Annotated in this window: 17 protein-coding genes; 8 read left to right on the forward strand and 9 right to left on the reverse strand. The window is 60.3% G+C overall.

Translation table 11 applies throughout. The annotated features are described in order from the left end of the window. Positions 1-39: 39 nt before the first annotated feature. Positions 40-3,120 carry a multidrug efflux RND transporter permease subunit gene (locus tag O8B93_RS09945; protein ID WP_269709644.1) on the reverse strand — a complete coding sequence of 1,027 codons (3,081 nt, stop codon included), beginning with the start codon at positions 3,118-3,120 and terminating at the stop codon, positions 40-42. A 14-nt stretch (positions 3,121-3,134) separates the two neighbouring features. Continuing rightward, positions 3,135-4,301 carry an efflux RND transporter periplasmic adaptor subunit gene (locus O8B93_RS09950; protein WP_269709645.1) on the reverse strand — a complete coding sequence of 389 codons (1,167 nt, stop codon included), beginning with the start codon at positions 4,299-4,301 and terminating at the stop codon, positions 3,135-3,137. Between the two features lie 165 nt (positions 4,302-4,466). On the opposite strand from O8B93_RS09950, the gene O8B93_RS09955 reads away from it, so the two are divergent. The 4 genes from O8B93_RS09955 to O8B93_RS09970 all read left to right on the forward strand — a co-directional run bounded on the left by O8B93_RS09955 (position 4,467) and on the right by O8B93_RS09970 (position 8,560). Then, entirely contained in the window at positions 4,467-5,156 is a 690-nt protein-coding gene (locus O8B93_RS09955; RefSeq protein WP_269709646.1) for a response regulator, read from the forward strand. Beyond that, positions 5,153-6,217 carry an ATP-binding protein gene (locus O8B93_RS09960; RefSeq protein WP_269709647.1) on the forward strand — a complete coding sequence of 355 codons (1,065 nt, stop codon included), beginning with the start codon at positions 5,153-5,155 and terminating at the stop codon, positions 6,215-6,217. The genes O8B93_RS09955 and O8B93_RS09960 overlap by 4 nt, the downstream gene beginning before the upstream one ends. A 164-nt stretch (positions 6,218-6,381) precedes the next feature. Beyond that, the gene (locus O8B93_RS09965) at positions 6,382-7,920 is read left to right on the forward strand and encodes an MFS transporter (protein WP_269709648.1); all 1,539 of its coding nucleotides are present in this window, start codon (positions 6,382-6,384) and stop codon (positions 7,918-7,920) included. 64 nt (positions 7,921-7,984) lie between these two features. After that, positions 7,985-8,560, forward strand: a complete 576-nt coding sequence (locus O8B93_RS09970) for a cytochrome b (RefSeq protein WP_269709649.1) — start codon at positions 7,985-7,987, stop codon at positions 8,558-8,560. A gap of 88 nt (positions 8,561-8,648) precedes the next feature. On the opposite strand, the gene O8B93_RS09975 is transcribed toward O8B93_RS09970, so the two are convergent. The 3 genes from O8B93_RS09975 to O8B93_RS09985 form a co-directional block, all read right to left on the reverse strand. Continuing rightward, positions 8,649-12,656 (reverse strand): Pls/PosA family non-ribosomal peptide synthetase, encoded by a 4,008-nt coding sequence (locus O8B93_RS09975; protein WP_269709650.1) that lies wholly within the window; start codon positions 12,654-12,656, stop codon positions 8,649-8,651. 190 nt (positions 12,657-12,846) lie between these two features. Then, positions 12,847-13,539, reverse strand: coding sequence for an aspartate/glutamate racemase family protein (locus O8B93_RS09980; protein WP_269709651.1), 693 nt, complete (start codon positions 13,537-13,539; stop codon positions 12,847-12,849). 200 nt (positions 13,540-13,739) lie between these two features. Further along, complete coding sequence (locus tag O8B93_RS09985) at positions 13,740-14,513, reverse strand: SDR family NAD(P)-dependent oxidoreductase (RefSeq protein ID WP_269709652.1); 774 nt, start codon at positions 14,511-14,513, stop codon at positions 13,740-13,742. An 87-nt stretch (positions 14,514-14,600) separates the two neighbouring features. Between O8B93_RS09985 and O8B93_RS09990 the strand changes: the two genes are divergently transcribed. From O8B93_RS09990 to O8B93_RS10000, 3 genes are all read left to right on the forward strand, one after another. Continuing rightward, a complete protein-coding gene (locus tag O8B93_RS09990; protein WP_269709653.1) occupies positions 14,601-15,233 on the forward strand; it encodes a TetR/AcrR family transcriptional regulator in 633 nt (210 codons plus the stop codon). A 99-nt stretch (positions 15,234-15,332) separates the two neighbouring features. After that, complete coding sequence (locus tag O8B93_RS09995; RefSeq protein WP_269709654.1) at positions 15,333-15,533, forward strand: type II toxin-antitoxin system VapB family antitoxin; 201 nt, start codon at positions 15,333-15,335, stop codon at positions 15,531-15,533. After that, positions 15,530-15,913 carry a type II toxin-antitoxin system VapC family toxin gene (locus O8B93_RS10000; RefSeq protein ID WP_269709655.1) on the forward strand — a complete coding sequence of 128 codons (384 nt, stop codon included), beginning with the start codon at positions 15,530-15,532 and terminating at the stop codon, positions 15,911-15,913. The genes O8B93_RS09995 and O8B93_RS10000 overlap by 4 nt, the downstream gene beginning before the upstream one ends. A gap of 49 nt (positions 15,914-15,962) precedes the next feature. Here O8B93_RS10000 and O8B93_RS10005 read toward each other — a convergent pair whose 3' ends face one another. From O8B93_RS10005 to ampC, 3 genes are all read right to left on the reverse strand, one after another. Continuing rightward, positions 15,963-17,285 (reverse strand): solute carrier family 23 protein, encoded by a 1,323-nt coding sequence (locus tag O8B93_RS10005; RefSeq protein WP_269709656.1) that lies wholly within the window; start codon positions 17,283-17,285, stop codon positions 15,963-15,965. A gap of 201 nt (positions 17,286-17,486) precedes the next feature. Further along, positions 17,487-18,890, reverse strand: a complete 1,404-nt coding sequence (locus O8B93_RS10010; RefSeq protein ID WP_269709657.1) for a sensor domain-containing diguanylate cyclase — start codon at positions 18,888-18,890, stop codon at positions 17,487-17,489. 193 nt (positions 18,891-19,083) lie between these two features. Beyond that, positions 19,084-20,241, reverse strand: coding sequence for a class C beta-lactamase (gene ampC, locus O8B93_RS10015; protein WP_269709658.1), 1,158 nt, complete (start codon positions 20,239-20,241; stop codon positions 19,084-19,086). A 134-nt stretch (positions 20,242-20,375) separates the two neighbouring features. Between ampC and O8B93_RS10020 the strand changes: the two genes are divergently transcribed. Next, a complete protein-coding gene (locus tag O8B93_RS10020) occupies positions 20,376-21,254 on the forward strand; it encodes a LysR family transcriptional regulator (protein ID WP_269709659.1) in 879 nt (292 codons plus the stop codon). A 9-nt stretch (positions 21,255-21,263) separates the two neighbouring features. On the opposite strand, the gene chrA is transcribed toward O8B93_RS10020, so the two are convergent. After that, positions 21,264-22,472, reverse strand: coding sequence for a chromate efflux transporter (gene chrA, locus O8B93_RS10025; protein ID WP_269709911.1), 1,209 nt, complete (start codon positions 22,470-22,472; stop codon positions 21,264-21,266). Between the last annotated feature and the right edge of the window lie 79 nt (positions 22,473-22,551).

Below are 22,551 nucleotides of genomic sequence, written 5' to 3' on the forward strand. Positions count from 1 at the left end.
GGCGTTCCCGTCGGTTCAGGAACGCCTGCCGTTTGAGGATCAGCTACGGCGAAAACGGGCCACGACGACGTAGAAGACGGGAACGAAGAGCACCGCCAGCACGGTCGCCGAGATCATGCCGCCGAAAAGACCGGTGCCGATGGCGTTCTGCGTTTCAGAACTTGCTCCCTTGGCGATCACCAGCGGCACGATGCCGAGGGTGAAGGCGAGCGAGGTCATCACGATCGGCCGCAGACGCAGGCGTGAAGCGGTGATGACCGCATCCATGAGCCCCTGCCCCTCCTGCTGGCGTTTTCGGGCGAACTCCACGATCAGCACGGCATTTTTCGCCGAAAGCCCGATAAGCGTTATCAGGCCGACCTTGAAGAAGACGTCGTTTTCCAGACCGCGCAGATGCACGGCAATGACAGCGCCGATAACACCGAGCGGCACGACGAGCATGACGGAAAGCGGCACCGTCCAGCTCTCGTAAAGCGCAGCCAGAACGAGGAAAACGATGAGGAACGAGAACGCCATCAGCATCGGCGCCTGCGCACCGGATTGCCGTTCCTGCAGCGACTGGCCGGTCCATTCGACCGCAAAACCCTTGGGCAGCTTGGCTGCGAGCTGTTCCATTTCCTCCATGGCCTTGCCGCTGGAGACGCCCGATGCGGCCGCACCGGAAATACTGGCAGAGGGATAACCGTTATAGCGGGTGAATTGCAGTGGCATTGTCGACCATTCCGGCTCCACGATTTCCGAAAGGCGCACCATCTTACCGGCATCGTTGCGAACGTGGAGGTTGAGCACGTCATCCACCTGCATCCGGCTTGCGGCCTTGGCCTGCACGATCACCTGCTGGAGGCGGCCGTCACGCGGGAAATCGTTGACATAGGTCGAGCCGATGGCCCCACCCAGCGTATCGGCGATGGTCGAATAGGAAACGCCAAGCGCACTGGCTTTCTGACGGTCCACATTCAGGGTGACGCTCGTGCCGCTGGGCAGGCCATCGACGCGGACATCCGACACAAGCTTGCTTTCCGCTGCAAGCCGGGTCAGTTGCGCGACAGCCTCGGCAAGTGCCTTCTCACCGTGATTGGCGCGATCCTGAAGCCGCAGGGCAAAACCGGATGTCGTGCCGAGTTCGTCGATTGCGGGTGGCTTGAGGCTGAAAATCTGCCCTTCGTCTGCGGCGGCCATCGCCTCTGTCGCGGCGCTCACTTCCTCATCCACGCTCGTCTTGCGCTCACCCCACTCCTTCAATGTGGTGAAGGACATGGCGGTGTTCGGCCCGGAACCGGAGAAACCGAAGCCCATGATCGTCAGATTATTGGCAATATCCGGCCTCGTCTTGACGTGGTTCTCGAAGAGGTCGACGACGACGCGTGTGCGCTCGGCGGTAGCATTCGCCGGCAGGGTGAAGGATGTCATGAAGGAGCCCTGATCTTCATCCGGCACGAAAGCCGTAGAGAGCGTGCCATAGCCATAGGCGACCGCTGCGATGATAGCGACGTAGACGACCATCGCCCGTCCGGTCTTGCGAATGAGGATGGCGACCCAGCCGGCATAACGTGCCGTCAGTCGCTCGAAGGCGCGGTTGAACCAGCCGAAGAAGCCTTTTTTCTGATGGTGATCGTGACTGATCGGCTTCAGCAGGGTCGCGCATAGTGCCGGCGTGAGGCTGAGCGCCAGGAATGCCGAGAACAGGATCGATACGGCCATCGACACGGTAAACTGCCGGTAGATCGCACCCACCGAACCGGAGGCCATGCCCATGGGCAGGAAAACCGCCGTCAGGACAAGCGTGATGCCGATGACGGCGCCGGATATCTCCGTCATTGCCTTGCGGGTCGCATCGAGCGGCGAAAGCCCCTCCGTCGCCATCAGACGCTCGACATTTTCGACCACGACGATGGCATCATCGACAATGATGCCGATTGCGAGAACCATGCCAAACATGGTCAACGCGTTGATCGAATAACCGATTGCCAGCATCACCGCGAATGTACCGAGAAGAGCAATAGGCGCGACGATGGCCGGAATGAGCGTGTAACGCAGGTTCTGCAGGAACAGCAGCATGATCAGGAAAACCAGAGCCATGGCTTCGGCAAGCGTCTGAACGACCTTCTGGATCGAAACCTTCACGAAAGGCGCGGTATCGTAGGAAATGGCATATTCCATTCCCTCCGGCATGGTCGTTGAAAGCTCGGCCAGACGTTCGCGCACACCGGTGGAGGTGCTCACCGCATTGGCGCCGGGCATCATCTGAATGGCAGCTGCCGTCGCCGGCTTGCCGCCATCGAGGATGGAAAAGCTTGATGTCTGCGAGCCGACCTCGATTGTCGCCACGTCGCCCAATGTCAGCCGGGAACCGTCGGGATTGGAGCGGAGAATGATCTGCGCGAACTGATCCGGCGTCTGCAACTGGCCGCTGACATTGAGCGGCACGCTGACCTTCTGGCCCGGCACGGTGGGGGATTCACCAAGACGGCCGGGGGCGACCTGGATATTTTGCTGCTGGATCGCCTGCGTCGCCTCGGCCATCGAGATGGAATGTGCAACAAGGCGGACCGGATCGAGCCAGATGCGCATCGCCGCTTCCGAACCGAAGGATTGCACGCGGCCGACGCCGGCGACGCGCTTCAGTTCCGGCGCAACGTTGCGCACGAGATAATCGTCTAGGGCGAGCGCATCGAGCGAACCGTCCTTCGATTTCAGCGACACGATCATCAGGAATCCCGACGATGCCGATTCCACGGTCAGGCCGGCGCGGCGAACCTGTTCCGGCAAGCGCGGCTCCACGGCCTTCAGCCGGTTCTGCACATCCACCTGGGCAAGTTCGGGATTGGTGCCCGGCTTGAAGGTGACGGTGATGGTGGCGGAACCGGAGGAATCGGCCGATGAATCGAAATAGAGGATGTTTTTCGCACTCGAAAGTTCGCGTTCGATCAGGCTGGTCACGCTGTCATTGATCGTCTGCGGCGTCGCGCCGGTATAGGTGGCGTAGATCGACACGCTGGGCGGGGCGATGACGGGAAAACGCGAGACGGGCAGCTGCGGGATGGACATCACGCCAGCGATCACGATCAGAATGGCGACAACCCAGACGAAAACCGGCCTGTTGATGAAAAACTGCGGCATGGTGTGTCCGCTCCTTAGGTTCTTGTCTCTGGGGCGGCAGGGAAAAAGGGCGATGTTTCGAGCGGCTGTCCGCTTTGGACACGATCCTGCCCCAGCACAATGATGGTCTCTCCGGCGGAAAGACCGTGCGTGACGATGTATCGACCGTCGGCAAGCGGCCCCAGTTCCACCGTGCGGCGCGCACCGGTCTTGTCTGCGCCGATAACGACGATCTGCGGACGCCCGGCCGGATCGCGGATGATTGCTTCCTGCGGCACCCGGATCGCGGCGCCGTAGATGGCACGCGGCACCATGGCGCGGATATACATGCCTGGAAGCAGCTGTTCTTCGGGGTTCGGAACGAGGATGCGAATGCCGAGACTGCCCGTGGCGCTATCGACTGAAATATCGGAGAACAGCACTTTCCCGTCATGAACAAACGGTTTGCCGGCAATGGTCATGATCTTGACCGGCAGCTCATCCGGGTTTTGTGCGCCCGCCTCGGATGCCGTATCGCGCAATGTCTCCAAGCTCATGGCCGACTGGCGGACATCGACATAGACCTTGTCAATCTGCTGGATGACAGCCAATGGTGCGGTTGCGGAGGAAGAGGCAAGCCCGCCCTCGCTCATGAACGACTGACCGATCATCCCGCTGATCGGGCTTCTCAGGGTGGCATAGGAGAGCTCCAGCTTTCGCCGCGCCAGAATGGCTTTCGCTTCCGCGACATTCGCCTTTGCCTGCGCCAAAGCCGCCGTGGCGTTGTTGAAGGATTCCGCACTGGTGATCTCGCGCGAAGAAAGGGATCTGGCCCGCTCATACTTCACCTGCGCATTCAGCAGTTCCGCATCCGCACGCGCGAGCACGGCGGCGGCCGCATCCACATCAGCGGAAAACGGTGCGGGATCGATCTGGAAGAGTGGCGTGTCGGCTTCTACGAATGCGCCTTCCGTGAAGAACTTTTTCTGGATGATGCCACCCACCTGCGCCCGGATTTCCGCCGTGCGATAGGCCGACACCCGGCCGGGCAACTCATCATAAACCGTCACCGTTTCCGGCTCGACGGTCATGACACTGACGCGTGCGGGCGCCGCCACCACGGCGGCACCGCTTTCGCTCTGGCCGTTGTCGCTACAGCCATAAAGAAGCATGATCGGCAGGCACAATGCGCCAAGTTTCCAGAAGCGTGATCCGCGTCGCATGAGTGTCCACCATCCAATTCTTAAACTACCTGTTTGCTGGCGATCATCTAGAATTTGAGCGTGGGGGCTTTGTGGAGGTTTTGTTGCGGGTTTATGGAGGCCAACGCCCGATACTCGACGGCGCCGACGTTCGGTGGCATGGAAGTATCAAGGAGTTTGAAGACGATGGCTGAACTAGTTTTGATCGCTGAAGACGACATGGAAATCGCCGGCATCCTCGAAGCCTATTTTCTCCGCGAGGGTTTTCGCACGGTGCATGCCCGTGACGGCAAGGTGGCTCTCGAACTCCACCGCGCCCTCAAACCCGATATCGTTCTGGCTGACGTCACCATGCCACGACTGGACGGTTGGGAGGTTCTGGCGGAGATACAAAGGCGCGGCCACACACCCGTCATCATGGTCACGGCGCTGGATCAGGATGTCGATCGTCTTCAGGGACTGCGCATCGGCGCGGATGATTATATCGTCAAGCCGTTCAACCCCATCGAAGTCGTCGCGCGGGCCAAGGCGGTGCTCAGGCGCGCCGGGTTCTCCCAGGCGGGCGCCGTCGTCCGCGTCGGCAATCTGACCATTGATCTCGACAGCTATCAGGCAAAGATCGACAAGGACGGAGAAACCATCCGCCTGTCGCTGACGCTGACCGAGTTCCGGCTGCTGGCGCATCTGGCGCGAACACCAACCAAGGTCTTCACCCGCAGCGAGCTGGTTGACGCTTGCCTGCCCGGTTCGGATGCGCTCGACCGCACGATCGACAGCCATCTCAGCAAGTTGCGCAAGAAACTGGATCAGGCGGGTGGCGAGGGCATGCTGGCCAGCATTCGCGGTGTCGGTTATCGCCTGGCGGTCGAGCCATGATGCTGAAAAAAGGCCTCAGCCGGCAGATATTGCTGGCCATGTCATCGATGACCGTGGTTGCCGGGTTGGTGGTCTTTTTCGGCACCTATATCGCCTTCAGCATCATCTTTTATTTTTCGCCCTGGTCGGAAAGCGAGGACAGCTGGCTGACGGGGGTCGACTTCATCATCCTCTCGGTCCTGATCTTCATCGCGCTCATCGTTGCCGCCATCGCCTCGGTCCGCTTGACCCGGCGTATTCTCCAGCCGCTTGAATCGCTCGCCCAAAGCGCAAGGCGCATCAAGGATGGCGATCTTTCCGCGCGCGCCCTGCCGGGCGATCATTCGCTCGGGGAAACTGCCCATCTCGTCGAGGATTTTAATGCCATGGCGCAGCGTCTCGAGGACATGGCGGCGGATATGAAGCTGTGGAACGCCACTATCGCCCACGAGTTGCGCACGCCGCTCACCATCCTCAAAGGCCGCCTGCGGGGCATGATCGATGGCGTATTCGAACCCGACGAGACATCTCTTCAAGGGCTGGTGCTGCAGGTGGATTCGCTTGCCCGGCTTGTCGAGGATCTGCGCACCGTCACGCTTGCCGATAGCGGCCATCTCGACCTGCGCATCCAACCGGTGCGGCTGAAGGCGGAAATCGAGCAGCTTGCCGGCCTGCTGGAACAGGAGCTGCGGGAGGATGGTTTCGAACTTCGGCTCAGCCTCTCCGATATCGTGGTGCAAGCCGATGCGATGCGCATTCGCCAAGCTCTCCTTGCCCTTGTCACGAATGCACGCCGTCACGCCGTGCGCGGCGACATCGACATAACACTCGGGGTTGAAAATCACATCACGCTCCTGCGGGTCGTGGATGAAGGCCCCGGTCTCGGCGGCGACATCGAACCCTGGGCCTTCGAGCCGTTCAGGAGGGGCATCCAGACCGGCCCACAGGAAAAGGGCGGCAACGGGCTCGGTCTCTCCGTCGTTCGCGCCATCGTCGAGGCTCACGGCGGCAAGATACGTTACGCACCATCCGCAAAAGGCGGCGCCATGTTCGAGATTTCGCTTGGCCAGCCGGTCTCCTGACCATGGTCACCGCGCATTGTCGGCCGACATCCATCTCCACATATTCTCCACACGTCCTCCATGAAGTCACAAAACGCGGCCAATAACGTCCAGGCTGCGGAAGTGGTCGTCGCCTTCACCGCGGCGACCATCTTGCGCGATCAAGCATTCTGATGGTGAAAACAATGACGGTGTCTCTCGACCCGAAAAAAGTCACTCCACACTCCGCGCTTCACGCGCGCCGGTGGGTTATTCTCATTGCGGTCATGCTGGCATTTCTGCCCGTCGTGCTCGACATGACAATCCTTCATATCGCCGTGCCGTCGCTGACGCTGGCGCTGCAGGCATCGACCACACAGGTCCTTTGGATCATCGATATCTATTCGCTGCTCATGGCCGGATTGCTCGTGCCGATGGGAACCCTCGCCGACCGGATCGGCCACAGGAAAATGCTGCTCACCGGCCTGTTCGTCTTTGGCATCGCCTCTGTCGTGGCTGCGTTTTCGCTAACCCCGTGGATGTTGATTGTCGGACGTATCCTGCTTGCATTCGGCGCATCGATGATCATGCCCTGCGTCCTCGGTATCATCAGGCGCACATTTGAAGACCCGGGCGAGCGCGCGATGGCCCTTGGCCTCTGGGGTACGGTCGGAGCCGCCGGTGCCGCGGTCGGTCCACTGGTCGGCGGCGCCCTGCTCGAGCATTTCTGGTGGGGATCGGTCTTCCTCATCAACATTCCCGTGGTGCTCGTCATCATGCCGATCATCGCCTTAATCCTGCCGGAAAAGGAAATCGTCTCTCCGGGCAAGTGGCAGATAAGCCAGGCCCTGCTTTTGATCGTCGGGATCATCGGACTGGTCTTTGCCGTCAAAACCGGTTTCGGTGGCAAGGAGCCGCTTGCGATCGTCGTGCTGGCATTCCTCATCGGCGCGGCCGCTTTGACGATCTTCGTGCGCAACCAGCTTTCGGTCGCAGAGCCGATGCTGGACGTCACGCTCTTTTCCCGCCCCGCCATCGTCACCGGTGTCGGCATGGCCATCATCACATCAGGCGCACTGGCGGGCGTGGAGCTGACGCTTGCGCAGGAGCTGCAATTTGTTCTCGGCAAGTCTCCGCTGCAGGCCGGCCTCTTCATGCTGCCCATCATGGTTGCCGCAGCCGTCGGAGGTCCGCTTGCCGGCTTCCTGTCGAACCGGCTCGGCCTTCGAACGGTGGCAAGCGCCTCCCTTCTGATCGCGGCGCTGTGCCTTGTGGCGCTGGCGCAATCCGACTTCCATGATCCGGGCCTCATCGTGCCCGCATGCCTGGTGCTGCTAGGACTGTCGCTCAGCATCGGCCTCACCGCCTCATCCATCGCGATCATGGGGGCCGTAGAGGCTGAAAAGGCCGGTGCCGCGGGTTCGCTCGAGGCAACCGGTTACGAGCTTGGCGCCGGCCTCGGCATCACCTTCTTCGGCGTCGCCTTGTCGGCAATCTACATGGGCGCGCTGGTGCTTCCGGCCGGCATTCCGGCAGGGCTCGCGGATGCTGCAAGCCATTCGATCGGAGATACCTATGTCCTGGCCGGCAAGCTGCCGCAAGACGTCGCTGCGGCACTGGTGGCCGCTGGCAAGAGTGCCTTTTCCCAGGCGCATGCGGTTCTGCTGACCGCAGCCGGCACGCTGGTCGGCCTGCTCTCGGCAGCCGTTTTCCTTGCCCTCAAAAACGTGAAGGCGGGCCATTGAGCCCGTCTTTTTCATTCGCCAGAGCCCATCCGGCCCGATAGACATTCATCACGGAGATATTGCGATGTCACACATCAACACCGAGAGCCGCGCGACCGTAAAATATCCCTTGCCGATCCGCTGTCTGCACTGGGTGAGAGCCGCCCTGATCATCGGGCTCATCGCATCGGGCTGGTATATGACGCGCCTGCCGGAAAGCGACATGGCCACCGCCTCGATCTTCTACCCAAACCACAAGCAGTTCGGCGTTCTCGTCTGGTTGCTCGCGCTCGTCCATCTCGCGCTTCGCTGGCGTTACGCGAAGATCATGCCTTCGACGCCTTCGGCCCTTGCACGGTGGGAGAGAATTATCTCACACGCAGTACACAAGCTTCTCATTCTCCTGACTTTCCTCGTCCCCCTGCTCGGTTATTCGCTTTCCAGCAGCTTCTCCCAGAGTGACGGCGTGCCGTTTTTCCTGATTTCGCATCTGCCGGAACTGCTTTCGAAAGACGACAATGCCTTCGTGGTTTTTCAAACGCTGCATCGATACGGCGCTTACGCCATTCTGGTGCTGATCGGATTTCACGTGCTGGGAGCGCTGAAGCACAGGCTGATGGACAAAGGCGGCCCGACCGATGTCCTTCCGCGCATGGTCTGATACGCGCGAGGCGGACGCGCCAGATCACTGGCGCGCCGCCGGTTTCGACATTCAGGCCCTCAGTGCTTGAATGTTGGCGCGACCTCGCTCATGCATTACGCACGAGCTGCGCCGGAGACCCTTCCCACGATGTTCCGGCCGGCAGCGTCTCGCCTTTCATGACCACGGAAAGATCGCCGAGCTGGGCGTCCTCCCCGATTTCGGCATCGTAGAGCACGATGGCATAGGATCCGATCACCGCGCGGTCACCGACCGTTACGCCGCTCACTTTCATGACGCGGTCTTCAAACAGATGGGTTTGCAGACCGGAAAATTCATTGAGCGCAACTTCGTCGCCGATCCGCACCAGATCATGTTCGGTGATGTCAGTCGTGTCGATAAAGCAGTCACGGCCGATCTTGCAGCCGAGAAGGCGAAGATAAAACGCCAGCCAGGGTGTGCCCCGCAGCGGTTGCAGCAGGTTCGGCACCGCCAGGTTCTCATAGGTCGCCGTCACCAGTTCCGTTCGCCAGACGAAGGTGCTCCAGAGCGGCTTGGTCGTCGGCTTGTATCGCCCCATCACCAGCCATTTCAGCGCGACGACGGAGAGGCCGCAGGCGAGCGCAAATCCAATGTAGAGGAAGGGGAAGATCGCGGCAATCAGCGACTGGCTGTCGTCATAATCCTGGATATCGCCCACCATGGAAAAAAGCAGGCTGAAAAATGCCAGAAACAATGTCAGCGGCAGGATCACCCGGATCGCCTCGATGGCAAGCCGCATCGCGACAAGGCGCGGCCGCGGATTAAAGCGCGCGCCCTCGTCGAAAAGGCCGACAGCCTGCCGCACGGGCAGCGAAATCGGCGGAGAACCGAACCAGGTTCCGTCCGGCTGCTCGGCACCGCCATCCGCCGGTGGCTTGGAAAGCACGCCGATCAGAACGCCATCGGCAATGGTTGCACCGGTTGGCAACACGGCCGAATTGCCGATGAAGGACCGTCGCCCGATCTTGGTATGTGCGAGTTCGATAATACCCGGCTCATGGCGCGCCGCACCGAAGACAACCGCATCCGCAATGAAGCTTTCCGGCCCCATATCGACAAGATCGGGCACGATCTTCGCAGCCGTCGAGATTTCGGCACGTCTGCCGATCCGCACGCCAAGCGCGCGATACCAGGGGATCACGTAGAGCGTCGCATAGATCGGATGAAGCAGCGCCAGCGCCAGATCGGTCACCTGCTGGACAAACCAGAACCGCAGGTAGAACCAGCTATGGATCGAATATCGCCCGGGCCGGACCGGCCCGAGGATCAGGCGCTTGGCGGCAACGGTCAAAACACACATCAGGATGATGTAGGTAAGTGCAAGGAACGGCGAAATCAGCAGGTAGGAATAACCATCCGTGTTCCAGTCGATTTCGATCATCGCAATCAGACCCGGCGCAATCGGCAGGATCGCGACCAGAGGAAGAATGGCCGCAGCGATGAACAGTCCGAAGCCAACCAGCAGGCGACGCAGAAAGCCCGCCTCCTCATCCCGCTGGGCGATACGTCCGGTTGCGGTGCACTTGGCGGGAGAGCCGCTCCAGCTTTCCCCTGAAGGGATCGACTGGTTCATCGGCAGGGAAGAGAGATCGTCAAGCGCGGCCGCATCACCAATCGTGCTGTTGCGTCCAACCACCGACATGGTGCCGATGAAAGCACTATTGCCAATCTTGACGGAGCCGATGCGCAGCAGTCCCCGCTCGACCGAACTCGTCGCCAGCATCGCATAATCGCTGACGATGGCGTCGTCGCCGATGGTGACGAGATCGGCGGTATCAATGCTGACCATGCCGATAAAGGCGCGGCGACCGATGCGGGCGCCCAGCAACCGGTAGTAACCCCGGATCATCGGCGTGCCGCTAAGATAGGGCGTGGCGATGATGTCGGAGAGGCGCCGCACCAGCCACCAGCGCAGATAGTAGCTGCCCCATAACGGATAATCGCCGGGCTTGTAGCGGCCGATGATCAGCCATTTGACGATAATCGCGAACACCATGCCCAATGGCGGAATGAAAACGAAGCTGAGGCCGCCGAGAAGCAGGGCCGAGACACGACCGAAATCCTCGACCAAATAGGTATAGGCGAGATAGGGGAAAAACCACTGCAATCCCGCCACCGCATAGATCGGCACCAGAGCAACGGTCTGGAGCGTCCAGCACAGGCGTTTCTGAAATTCGCTGACGCGGTGGAAAGGTTCCAGCGCCGCGGTATCGGCCATCACGCGGTCCCGCAGCCGCTCGGCGAGCCGGCGAATGGTGGGCGCAGCATAGAGGTCCTGAATGGAAACGCCGGAGAGGCCCGGCGATTTGCGGATTGCCGAGGCAAGCCGGGCAGCCTTCAGCGAATGGCCGCCAAGATCCTCGAACAGATCGTCCTCCACCGAAACCTTCTGCGGCGCAAAAGCCTCCGACCAGATGGCGTGGAGCTGGATTTCAAGCGGTGTTTCCGGCGCGACCGTTTCCCGATCCGAGACGGCAACGACGACCGGCCGTTGCAACGCCTTTCGATCGACCTTGCCGGAGGCCGGCAGGGTCGGCAAGGCATCCAGCACCTGATAGGCGACCGGCCGCATATAGTTCGGCAGACGATCATTCACGCGTTTGCGGGCGGCTTCAATGTCGATTGCGGCATTGCCCCGCGCAACAAGAAACGCGGCCAGCAGTTCCGATCCGTCATTATCGCGGAAAAGATGGACGACGGCCTGCGCGACCGACGCGTCTTCGGCAATCACCGCTTCGATTTCCGCCAGCTCGACGCGGAAACCACGGATCTTCACCTGCGTATCGATACGCCCCATGAATTCGATGTCGCCGACCGCATCGAGACGCACGAGGTCGCCTGAGCGATAAATCCGGGCCGGCTGCCCGTCCGGGCCGAGAAACGGCGTGTTGACGAATTTGTCCGCGGTGAGATCGGGACGGTTTACATAACCGCCACTGAGACCGGGGCCGCCGATGACAAGTTCACCTTCGGCGCCCGCAGCGACCGGCCATAGTTTGTCATCGACAATCCAGGCCGTATATCCCGGCAGCGGCCGGCCGATGGTGACACGCCGGCCCGGCTGCACCTCGGTCCAGGTGGCCGTGACAGTCGTTTCGGTCGGTCCATAGGTGTTGAGAATCCGAAGACCCGGTCGCGCCCAGCGGTCGACGAGGTCAGGCGGACATGCCTCACCACCCAGGTTAACGATGCGCAGCGTGGATATATCGGCCTCGACGAGGGTGAAGAGCGACGGCACCACATGCCAGACGGTGACGCTTTCAGACGCCAGGGTGACCGCCACGTCGGGGCCAGCCTTGTGCAGGGCCTCGGTGGCGACAAGCAGCTCTGCACCGGCGGAAAAAGCGCTCCACATCGTCTCGATCGACATGTCGAAGGCAATACTGAACCCGCCGAAAACCCTGTCGCTCTCTTCAATGGCGAGGATCGCCCCTTCGGAACGCAGGAAATGGCAGGCGCTGCGGTGGGAAATCATCACGCCCTTCGGGCGGCCGGTGGTTCCCGAGGTGTAGATGATATAGGCGAGGTCATCGGGAGACGCGCCGCTTTCGGCGCGGGTGATCGGCACGGCATCCTGTGCAGCCAGATCACCAAGGGTCTCGTTGACCACAAGCGTTTTCGCCCGCATGCCGCCGGCCCGTTCGGCATCCGTGACGATCAGCGTGGCACCGCTATCCTCGGCAATAAAATCAATGCGATCCTGCGGATAACTCCAGTCAACCGGCACATAACAGGCGCCGGCCCAGAGGGTGCCGAGGATGGCCATATATTGGTCAAGGCCGCGCGGCAGGCAGATGACGACGCGATCCCCGCGCTGAACTCCCATGGCGCGGAGCTGGCGGGCAAACCGGGTGGCACGCTCGGCCAGTTGCGCATAACTGAGCTGGGTGCGGCGGCTGTTTTCGGGATCATGGCCAAGCAGCCTGACGGCGCATTTGGCCTGAAATCGTTTGGCTGTCTGCTCGAATATTTCGTGCAGCATCTCATCGCGGGCGTAAGGCTCATCCTCGCGGACTGGAAGCGAAGGCGCAATCGGCGCGAATACTGTGGGTTCCAACTGCCTTTCGGCGGTCATATTGCGATCCATAGGGTCACCAGGCATGTAAAATTGATGCCCCTATACATGATTTGGAATTGCGCCGAAAGGAGGTGCAATGAGGCTCGTTTAGCGCTCATTTTTTAAGCAATGTTGAATTCTTCCGCGGTCTTCAACGGTAAACAGGCATGCCTCAGAAACCGGCGGAATGGAGAAAGCTTTTACGCCGTCACTGTGCCAGAGCAAGATCGATAGCCGCCTCGCAGTGAATGAGCGTGGTATCGAAGACGGGAACCGAAACATTGTTTTGATTGAGGAGCATACCGACTTCGGTACAGCCGAGAATCATGCAATCGGCACCCGCATCGACCAGCCGCCGGGCGACGCCCTCATAAGTCGAACGGCTTTCATCCGTGATAATGTCCTTGCAGAGTTCGTCGTAGATGATGCGGTGCACCGCCCTGCGGTCATCAGCGTCGGGAACGAGGGGATGAAGCGTCGCCGCGGCCAGCCTGTCCTTGTAGAAGCTCTGCTCCATGGTGAAGGCGGTTGCTATCAGGCCCGACCGGCTGAGCCCGACGCTTAATATACGATCCGCGGTAGCGTCAGCGATATGCAGCAGCGGAATATCGACACCCTCCATCATGTCCCGGGCGAGCTTGTGCATCGTGTTGGTCGCAAGCAGGATGAAGTCCGCGCCGCCCCGCTGCAGCGATCTGGCCTCGGCATTCAATATGGCTGCGGCAGCATCCCATTCGCCATGCGCCTGCAATGTCTCGATCTTCGCGAAATCAAGCGAGCGGATCAAAAGCTCGGGGGAATGAAGGCCGCCGAGGCGATCGCGGGTGATCTCGCAGAGCTTGCGATAATAGATCTGCGTCGATGCGGCCGACATGCCGCCGAGAATTCCGATAATTTTCATCTGCTGATCATCAATGCGCTTGGGTGGGACGGAAGACGGACGTCCGGTGGACTTGTCGGCATATTCTGGCACAGCCGGAGTATCGGCCTCAAGCCCACATGCTAGATCGACCGAACCACAATCGTTCCCGGCCGCCTTTCACCCTCAGACCAGATTCGAAGTGCCCCGACGACTGCGCCGTGCGGGGCCACGTGCTGGAATCAAATCCGTGCACCACCCGTCGCATCGATCATCTGCCCGGTCGTCCAGCGGGCATCATCGGAGGCGAGGAATGTGATGACGTCGGCGATATCCTCGGCACGGCCGATCCGTGAGAAGACCGACAGGGCTTCGGCACCCGCGCGCGCTTCAGGCGCGGCCAGCCATCCGGCATTCATGTCGGTTTCAGTCACGCCTGGAAGCACCGAATTGACGGTGATTCCGCGCCGGCCGAATTCCGGTGCAAGCGCCAGCGTCAATGTTTCAAGCGCACCCTTGGAAGCGGCATAGGCCGGATGGGTCGGCGCCGCGATGCGGGTAAAACCGGTCGAGACATTGATGATACGGCCATTGTCGCGGAGATGGTCTGCAACAGCCTGGATCAGGAAGAAGGGTGCCTTGAAGTTGATCGTCATCAACTCGTCGAAGGCGGCCTCGGTCATGTCCTTCAACGGTGTCGCCGGCGCGATGCCCGCATTATTGACGAGAATATCAAGCGACGGCGTACCGGTGAAAGCGATGGACGCTTGCCTGAACTGCTCCCACAGGCTGTCCGTTGCCGCTTTCCCCTCGCGTAGATCAGCCTTGAGGGCGACCGCCTTCGAGCCGAGGGCTTCGATCTCGCGGACTGTTGACTGTGCGGCATCGGGGTTTGCGCCATAATGGACGCCGATAAGACCTGCGCCCTCCTTGGCAAATGCCAGGGCGGCGGCACGGCCGATGCCCCTTGAACTTCCCGTTATGAGGGCGACTTTGTTCGACAGTTTCTGAGACATGGATCTCTCCGTTGCGATTTAACTAGCGATCGATATAATAAAATCCGAACATGATCTGTCAATATTTTTATAGTGATCGATTTAATAATGACTGAAACGACACGAAAACGCGGCAGGCCGCGCCTGCTCGATCGGAATACCGGGCTCGACATCGCAGCCCGGCTGTTCTGGGAACGGGGATATGAGGGGACATCGGTAGCGGACCTTACCCATGCGATGGGGATCACGCCGCCGTCTCTTTATGCCACCTTCGGTTCGAAGGAAGAACTGTTCCGGCAGGCGCTCGATCATCATATCGCGCAGCAAAGCGAGCGCCGTGCCGGACTATTGCAGGCGAAAATACCGGCCCACGAGGCGCTCGCCGCTTACCTTTACGATATTGCCGAAGGCGACACCCAGCCGGACAAGCCGCGCGGATGCATCGTTTCGACCGCCGTTCTCCAGCATTCGGAAGAAAACGCCTCCGTCGCCCGTGCCACGGCAGCATTGCGCGAAGGGGCGATACAGATTCTCAAGGCGCGGTTCGATCGCGCCATCCATGACGGTGAGCTACCGGAACAAACCGATACGGACACCCTTGCGCGCTTTTATGGCGCCATCATTCAGGGCATGTCCGCGCAGGCTTGCGACGGGGCATGTACGGCGACGCTGAAGGCTGTGATCCATGTTGCGCTGATGGCGTGGCCGGGAAAGAAAGGCGCGACCGGTCCTCAGGGTTGAATCCGGGGCGCCTTGAATAGACGGGCATGGGATATTTTTCAGGCGTGGATTTACGCACCACATGGTGCTATTCACAGTGACAAAGGCTGGAGAATATCAATGCGATCCACCATCAATCTCGATGACAAACTCATGGAACAGGCCAAATCTTTGACCGGCACGAAAGAGACCGCAGCTCTCGTCCGCCAGGCACTGGAGACACTCGTGCGTGTCGAGTCCGGCAAGCGATTGATTGCTTTGGGCGGCTCCATGCCGGAGGCCGAAGCAGCCCCCCGCCGGCGGAGTGACGTCAACAAGTGATACTCGTTGATTCGTCAGTGTGGATTGATCATTTCCGCCAAGGAAACGTGGAATTGCGCGAGATCATCGAGGATGATCGGTTGCTTTGTCATCCGTTCATTGTCGGTGAACTTGCGCTGGGGAGTCTTCGAGATCGCGACGCCGTGATAGGATTTCTGAAGGCCCAGCGTGAAACACTGGTTGCAACTCACGACGAAGTTATGACTTTTATCGACCGCTATTCGATATTCAGCATGGGAATTGGCTATACGGATGCGCACCTGTTGGCTTCCACGCTACTGGACCGGCGAGTGAGCTTGTGGACAAGAGACAAACGATTATTGGCTGCGGCTCAGAAGGCGGGCGCCTCGGTTCACATGGCTGCTAGCAATTCTCACTAGCCCGACCGCATGCGCCTGCCCTCTCAACCTATTGCTTGATCCCTCAACGTCACTTGCCCTGCGCCGCTCTGCCAAGACCCAGCAAGTGGTAAAACGCAATCGCTCCGATTGTCGCCGTGCCGATGCCATCCAGCGTGAAGCCGGCGACATTGAGCTTGAAATTGCCGGCGCCGAGAACAAGCGCGATGCCCACGGTGATGAGGTTGCGCGGCTCGGAGAAATCCACTTTGTTTTCCACCCAGATGCGTCCTGCGGTCGCCGCGATCAGGCCGAAGACCACGACCGACAGGCCACCGATGACAGGCCCCGGTATCGTCTGGATGAGTGCGCCGAATTTCGGTGAGAAGCCGAGAATGATGGCGACAAGTGCTGCGACGATAAAGACCAGCGTCGAGAAGATGCGGGTGATTGCCATAACGCCCATATTTTCGGCATAGGTCGTCATGCCGGTGCCACCGAAGGCGCCGGAAAAGATCGTCGCGATGCCGTCGCCAATAAAGGCACGGCCGAGATAAGGATCGAGATTACGGCCGGTCATCGCACCGATCGCCTTGATATGCCCGAGATTTTCCGCCACCAGAATGACGACGACCGGCGCGATCAGGGCAATCGCCGGTGCGGAAAACACCGGCGTGGTGAAGGCCGGCAATCCGAACCAGGCTGCGGCCGCAACGCCTGCAAAATCGACGGGCTTGCCGAGACCGAAACCGTTTGCGAGCACGAGATAGGCAAGATAGGCAATCGCACCGCCCAGAAGAATGGGCAGCCGGCGCGTCATGCCGGGCGCATAGACCGCGATCGCACCGACCGACGTCACCGTCAAAATCGCAATCCAGCGCGACAGCTGGTCGCCATCGGGATTGCCCGGCCCGGTGCCGGAGGCGCTTGCGATCGCAATGGGTGCGAGCACGAGACCGATTGCGGCGACGATAGCGCCGGTCAGAACCGGCGGCATCAGCTTTTCGATCCAGTTATGGCCGACGATCATGACGATGACGCCGATCAACGCATAAAGCACGCCGGCCGCGATGATGCCGCCGAGTGCCAGCGCGATATCAGGGCTGGCCGCACCCGCAGCCGCCCCCGTTGCCACCAGCACGGGACCGATGAAAGCGAAGGACGAGCCGAGATAACTCGGCACACGCCCACCGACGGCGATGAAGAAGATCAGCGTCGAGATGCCTGAAAACAGGATGGAGACGTTGGGATCGAAACCCATGATCAGCGGCGCAAGCACCGTGGAACCGAACATGGCCACCACATGCTGCAAACCGAGCACTGCGGTCTGCCCGGCCGGCAGCCGCTCATCCGGCATGATGCGCCCTTCGGTTTTCAGCCGCCAGCGAGGAAAATAACCACCGGTATCGCTCATCGTCGTCCCCCCAGGAAATGCCCGGCATGCATCTTCCGGGCTTTCCCGTCCCGGTTCGTAGCCGTGCAAAAAAAGATCTGCTCTTTGTGATTTGCGCCCGTCGCCCGAGACCGAATCGGTTGCCGGCGCATCTTTTCCCGGTTAGCGCGATTGCCGGCCGCTGTCATCGGGATTGGATTGTTTTCCAAAGTCTGCCGGGCTTTAGCCGAAGCGGCGGGTGGCTTCGCCCTCCAGCGAAGGAATATTCACCTTTTCGCGGCGGGCATTTTTCGCGTCGTAGAGCGCCTCATCGGCCTTACGGAAAGCCTCGTCGCAATTCGTTTCCCCGTCAGACACACCGCTGAGACCAAAGGACGCTCCGATGATCATCGCCTTCTCCTGCACTAGATAGGGCTGGGAAAGCTCCACACATATTTGCCGAAAAAGCAACTCGGCGGCGGCGGTCGATATATCGGGCATCAGGACCGCAAATTCATCGCCACCGAGCCTGAATACCATATCCTGCGTACGGCAGCAGACACTCAGTCGCGCCGCCACAGCCTTCAGGACCTCATCGCCCGCCGCGTGACCGTGACGGTCATTGATCGCCTTGAAGCCGTCAAGATCGAGACATCCGACAACCATCTGCCCGGCTTTCGACAACCTCTCGAATTCCTCCGCGACCAGCGAACGGTTTGCCAGTCCGGTGAGAAAATCGTGGTTCGCCGCATGGCGCATCCGACGTTCCGCCTCGATGAGCGATTCGATCGCGCGGCGTGATATCCGGGCCGCGAACACGCAAACGACGACGAGAATCAGGACGACGGTAACTGCAAGCGGCAGTGACTGGCGCAGCAGGTCGCGTGCAGGCGTCGACGGCCGCCAGGACAACGCATGTGCCTGCCCGTCCGGTCCGCTGGCAATCTCCACCTTTGCCCGATCGTCGGCAACCTCCATCGCAGGTCCGACGTCGGCATCGTCGAGAAGGAACCGATCGCCTAGAAAATCCTGCAGGCTGCCTGCGATCGGAATGGCGGAAATGAGAATGGGCGCTTGCCCGCCACGCGGGACGGCTGTCCTGAAATCAGGCTGGAAGAGGCTTGCCGACAGAAGAACTGCATCATCACCGATCACTTCGATTTTGCTGAAGGCAATCGGCTGTGGGATGCCTGTTTGCCCACCAGCCTTTTCTTTTTCCCTGACGGCATCGATCAGCGGGCGGGCATCGGCCGCGATTGTTGTCGCACCGCGCGCGAAAAAAGGGCGCTGTTCGAACTCGCCATCGGTTTTGGTGTAGATGATGTCACCACCACCGCTAAGAATTGTGACAAAGCGTGTGCGCGACGTGCCTATCAGCGAACGACCGATATTTCGGTCCGTCCACTCCAGATCGAAATCGTTGTCGATCTTGGCGACGGCTTCATCCCATATCGTCCAGGCCGTCAACGCAAACTCCACGTCGGAAATCCAGATTGAAATATTGCGCGAGACCAGGGTTTCCTGTCGCTGGCGGATTTCTCTGTCGAGGCGACCGACACCGTAGTAGGGAATAGCAGCAAGGCCGACCAGAAGCACCGTGACGAGCAGAGCCGCCGGGCCAACGAGCCTGAGTTGGGTAAAGCGCATCTTCAATCGACGTCCTGATTAGTTTGCAGACGTCATATTGTCGCCGTTGCGTTTAAGACCGGTTACAACTCCGGAAGTTTTGATCGCATTGTCTAAAATTTATTCCACTAAACGAGCCACCTCAGTACGCACGTAACCCGGGGATCCCCGGCCCTGGCCCAGCGCCGAACCAGCCGGCGCCGGAAAAAGGCTGCTACCTCGTCTTATCTATAGCCGTCAAAATCTCATAGGCCGCAGAGACGCGTTCCTCATTGGGATAGTTTTTATTGGCCAGAATAACGATGCCCAATTTCTCCTTCGGTATGAACGCCACATAAGCGCCGAAACCATTGGTGGAGCCGGTCTTGTTGATGAAAACGTCTTCGCGCGGTTTCATCGGCGGCGAGATTTCGGAGACCGGCACGGTCTTCAGAAGAGCGCCGCCGTTCAGCTCCATCAGTGTCTTCAGGGGAGCCGGGTGGGTATATTGCTCCCAGACCATATCCTGCGTCATGGCGCCGACGCTGAAATATCCCGTATGGGTATTGATGATCGCCTGCTGGATTTTCCCGTCCAGCTTTTCGAGACCCATATTGGCATTGACGAAGCGGATCATATCCTCCGCCGTCGATTTGACGCCATAGGCCTCCGAGGAGAGGACGCCCGGTGTCACGCGGGTTGGTTCGCCGGTTCTTTTATAGCCCTGCGCATAGTCATCCATCTTCGCCTTGGGCACCACGGTGAAGGTGTTCTTCAGCCCAAGCGCCGGGAAAAGCGTATCCTGCATGGCTCCATCAAAACCCTGCCCCATCGCCTTTGCGGTGATATAGCCGAGCATGCCGATGCTGGGATTGGCATAACTTCTGTGGGTACCGGCCTTGTATGAAGGTTTCCAGGCCCTGAGATAGGCCATCAGCTGCTGTTCCGTCTTCACCTTGTCAGGCAGCTGAATGGGAAACCCGCCGGCGGTGTGGGTGCCGAGATGCATCAGCGCGACATCGCCGAAGGGTTTTCCCTTCATGGACGGAAGATACTCACTGACCTTACCCGACAGTGACAGCTGGCCATTCAGTTCCGCATAGGTGCTGAGGGTGACCGTGAAGGTCTTGGAGATGGAGCCGAGTTCGAACAGCGTCTGCGGGGTAACGGGCTTTTCCGTACCCTTGGACAGGACGCCATAGGTGAAGATATGGTTTTCGCCGTTGATGCTGATACCGACGGCCAGACCCGGAATGCCGTTTTTCTCCATGACTGGCTTGATTGCGGCATCCGTTATCGCTTTCAGCCTGGCGTCATCGGCGGCAGAAGCCTGCGTGACCAGGCCCGTCGAGACCATGACAGCCAGTGCGATATGTCTGCGATTAAATTTCATTTTTCGCGCTCTCCAAAACCTCAGGTGGATTTTCGGCGTCTCCGCCGTCCCCAGCGAAAAGAGGTTTAGCCGCCCTACATTACACGAACAAACCATGATATCTCGGAGGAGATACAAGAAAATCTAGGTCTTGAATGGTTCGGCAATTTCTTCCCCTAAACGGTCTGCGGGCGTTCGAGGCGTCCGCCCGGCACCTGAGCTTCACCCGCGCGGCCATTGAACTCTGCGTGACCCAGGCAGCTGTGAGCCAGCAGGTGAAAGGGCTCGAAAGGCGGCTGGGTGTCGCTCTTTTCCAGCGGCTTCCGCGCGGCTTGAAGATCACCGCCGAAGGTGAGGCCCTGTTGCCGACCGTGACCAGCTCCTTCGATCAGATGGCGACGACGCTCGACCGGATCGAGGCCGGACAGGTGCGCGAATTGCTGTTTCTCGGCGTCGTCGGCACCTTTGCCGTCGGCTGGCTGCTGCCGCGGCTGGCGGCATTTCAAAAGCGGCATCCGTTTATCGATGTCAGGGTTTCCACCAACAACAACCGGGTGGACATGGCGGCGGAGGGGCTGGATTTCGCCATTCGTTTCGGCCAGGGCTCCTGGCATGGCACCGATGCCTTCCGGCTGTTCGAGGCGCCGCTTTCGCCGCTCTGCACGCCGAAACTGGCGGAAACGCTGAAAGAGCCAGCCGACCTGATGGATGCAACATTGCTGCGCAGCTACCGCGCCGATGAGTGGAGCACATGGTTTGCCGCAGCGGGCGTTTCACCGGCGGCGCAGGTGAATGCCGGCATCGTCTTCGACACGTCGCTCGGCATGATGGAAGCGGCGCTTCAGGGGTTGGGCGTGGCGCTCGCGCCGCCATCGATGTTTTCGCGGCATCTGGCATCTGGCGCAGTCGTGCAACCCTTCGCCGTCACCATCTCGCTTGGAAGCTATTGGCTGACCCGCCTGCAATCGAAACCGCCAACATCAGCCATGCAGGCTTTTTCCGATTGGCTGTTCGAGAGCATCGGGACTGCGTGACCGACCCTATCACATCAAGGCAAGCAGAACGCCGCCGACCGCGCAGAGCAGGACCACGGCCCATGGCGGCGTTTTCCACACCGTCAGCAGGATGAAGCCGGTGAGCGCAAGGGTAAAATCCTTCGGCGTGAAGATCGCGCTCGTCCACACCGGATCATAAAGGGCGGCACCGAGAATGCCGACGACGGCGGCATTTGCCCCGCGCATGGCGGCCTGCACCGTCAGGTGTTTGCGGAAATCCTCCCAGAAGGGAAGTGCGCCGACGAGCAGCAGCATGCCCGGCAGGAAGATCGCAACAAGGGCGATGGCGGCACCTGCCAAGCCGTTGGGCTGCGGCCCCACCACCGCACCGAGATAGGCCGCGAAGGTGAAGAGCGGGCCAGGCACGGCCTGCGTTGCGCCATAACCGGCGATGAAAGCGTCTTTCGTGACCCAGCCGGTCGCGACGACTTCCGATTGCAGCAGCGGCAACACCACATGGCCGCCGCCGAAGACCAGCGCGCCGGCGCGATAAAAAGCGTCAAACAGGGAGATGCCCTGCGACGCCGCCACTGCCGCAAGCAGCGGCAGAAAGCCGAGAAGCAGGACGAAGGTGGCGAGCGCACCATATCCGACGCTTTTCGATACCCGGAAGCTGAGATGGGTGGCCTGCCCCGCGGCACCGGAGCGACAGAAGACAAGCCCGGCGATTGCGCCGAGGCCAAGCGCCAGAACCTGCCCGAAGGCTCCCGCGATGAACACCACGCAGACAATGCCGGCAAGCGCAATGCTGGCACGCTGACGATCAGGCGCGAGGCTTTTCGCCATGCCCCACACAGCCTGGGCCACCACGGCGACGGCGACGATCTTCAAACCGTGCAACAGACCGGTGCCGACCGGCCCTTCGATCGAGGCGGCGACCATGGCGAAAAGAACGAGGAGAATGGCGGATGGCAATGTGAATGCCGTCCAGGCCGCGAGCGCACCGAGCGGTCCTGCCCTGAGCAGCCCCAGCGCAAACCCAACCTGGCTCGAGGCCGGGCCCGGCAGAAACTGGCAGAGCGCCACGAGATCGGCATAACCCGCCTCATCGATCCATTTGCGCCGCACGACCAGCTCATCGCGAAAATAACCGAGATGGGCGATGGGGCCGCCGAAGGAGGTGACCCCAAGCTTCAGGAAGGTCGCGAAAACCTCGCTTGGCGTGCCCTGTCTGTTGCTGTCCGATTCGGCGGGCATGGTGTGTGTTGACGATTTCACGAAAAAGCTCCCTGCATGCAACAGTTGTTCGTCAACGGATCGGCGTCAAAAGGATTTC

Origin of the sequence: Martinezella rhizogenes (assembly GCF_027460065.1) — a bacterium.
Taxonomy (GTDB): Bacteria; Pseudomonadota; Alphaproteobacteria; order Rhizobiales; family Rhizobiaceae; genus Agrobacterium; species Agrobacterium rhizogenes_C.

What these genes read in the sequence shown, in the direction of transcription:
- O8B93_RS09945 (WP_269709644.1), bottom strand. Translation starts at nt 3,120, where the DNA reads ATGCCGCAGTTTTTCATCAACAGGCCGGTTTTCGTCTGGGTTGTCGCC.
- O8B93_RS09950 (WP_269709645.1), bottom strand. Translation starts at nt 4,301, where the DNA reads ATGCGACGCGGATCACGCTTCTGGAAACTTGGCGCATTGTGCCTGCCG.
- O8B93_RS09955 (WP_269709646.1), top strand. Translation starts at nt 4,467, where the DNA reads ATGGCTGAACTAGTTTTGATCGCTGAAGACGACATGGAAATCGCCGGC.
- O8B93_RS09960 (WP_269709647.1), top strand. Translation starts at nt 5,153, where the DNA reads ATGATGCTGAAAAAAGGCCTCAGCCGGCAGATATTGCTGGCCATGTCA.
- O8B93_RS09965 (WP_269709648.1), top strand. Translation starts at nt 6,382, where the DNA reads ATGACGGTGTCTCTCGACCCGAAAAAAGTCACTCCACACTCCGCGCTT.
- O8B93_RS09970 (WP_269709649.1), top strand. Translation starts at nt 7,985, where the DNA reads ATGTCACACATCAACACCGAGAGCCGCGCGACCGTAAAATATCCCTTG.
- O8B93_RS09975 (WP_269709650.1), bottom strand. Translation starts at nt 12,656, where the DNA reads ATGACCGCCGAAAGGCAGTTGGAACCCACAGTATTCGCGCCGATTGCG.
- O8B93_RS09980 (WP_269709651.1), bottom strand. Translation starts at nt 13,539, where the DNA reads ATGAAAATTATCGGAATTCTCGGCGGCATGTCGGCCGCATCGACGCAG.
- O8B93_RS09985 (WP_269709652.1), bottom strand. Translation starts at nt 14,513, where the DNA reads ATGTCTCAGAAACTGTCGAACAAAGTCGCCCTCATAACGGGAAGTTCA.
- O8B93_RS09990 (WP_269709653.1), top strand. Translation starts at nt 14,601, where the DNA reads ATGACTGAAACGACACGAAAACGCGGCAGGCCGCGCCTGCTCGATCGG.
- O8B93_RS09995 (WP_269709654.1), top strand. Translation starts at nt 15,333, where the DNA reads ATGCGATCCACCATCAATCTCGATGACAAACTCATGGAACAGGCCAAA.
- O8B93_RS10005 (WP_269709656.1), bottom strand. Translation starts at nt 17,285, where the DNA reads ATGAGCGATACCGGTGGTTATTTTCCTCGCTGGCGGCTGAAAACCGAA.
- O8B93_RS10010 (WP_269709657.1), bottom strand. Translation starts at nt 18,890, where the DNA reads ATGCGCTTTACCCAACTCAGGCTCGTTGGCCCGGCGGCTCTGCTCGTC.
- ampC (WP_269709658.1), bottom strand. Translation starts at nt 20,241, where the DNA reads ATGAAATTTAATCGCAGACATATCGCACTGGCTGTCATGGTCTCGACG.
- O8B93_RS10020 (WP_269709659.1), top strand. Translation starts at nt 20,376, where the DNA reads ATGGTTCGGCAATTTCTTCCCCTAAACGGTCTGCGGGCGTTCGAGGCG.
- chrA (WP_269709911.1), bottom strand. Translation starts at nt 22,472, where the DNA reads ATGCCCGCCGAATCGGACAGCAACAGACAGGGCACGCCAAGCGAGGTT.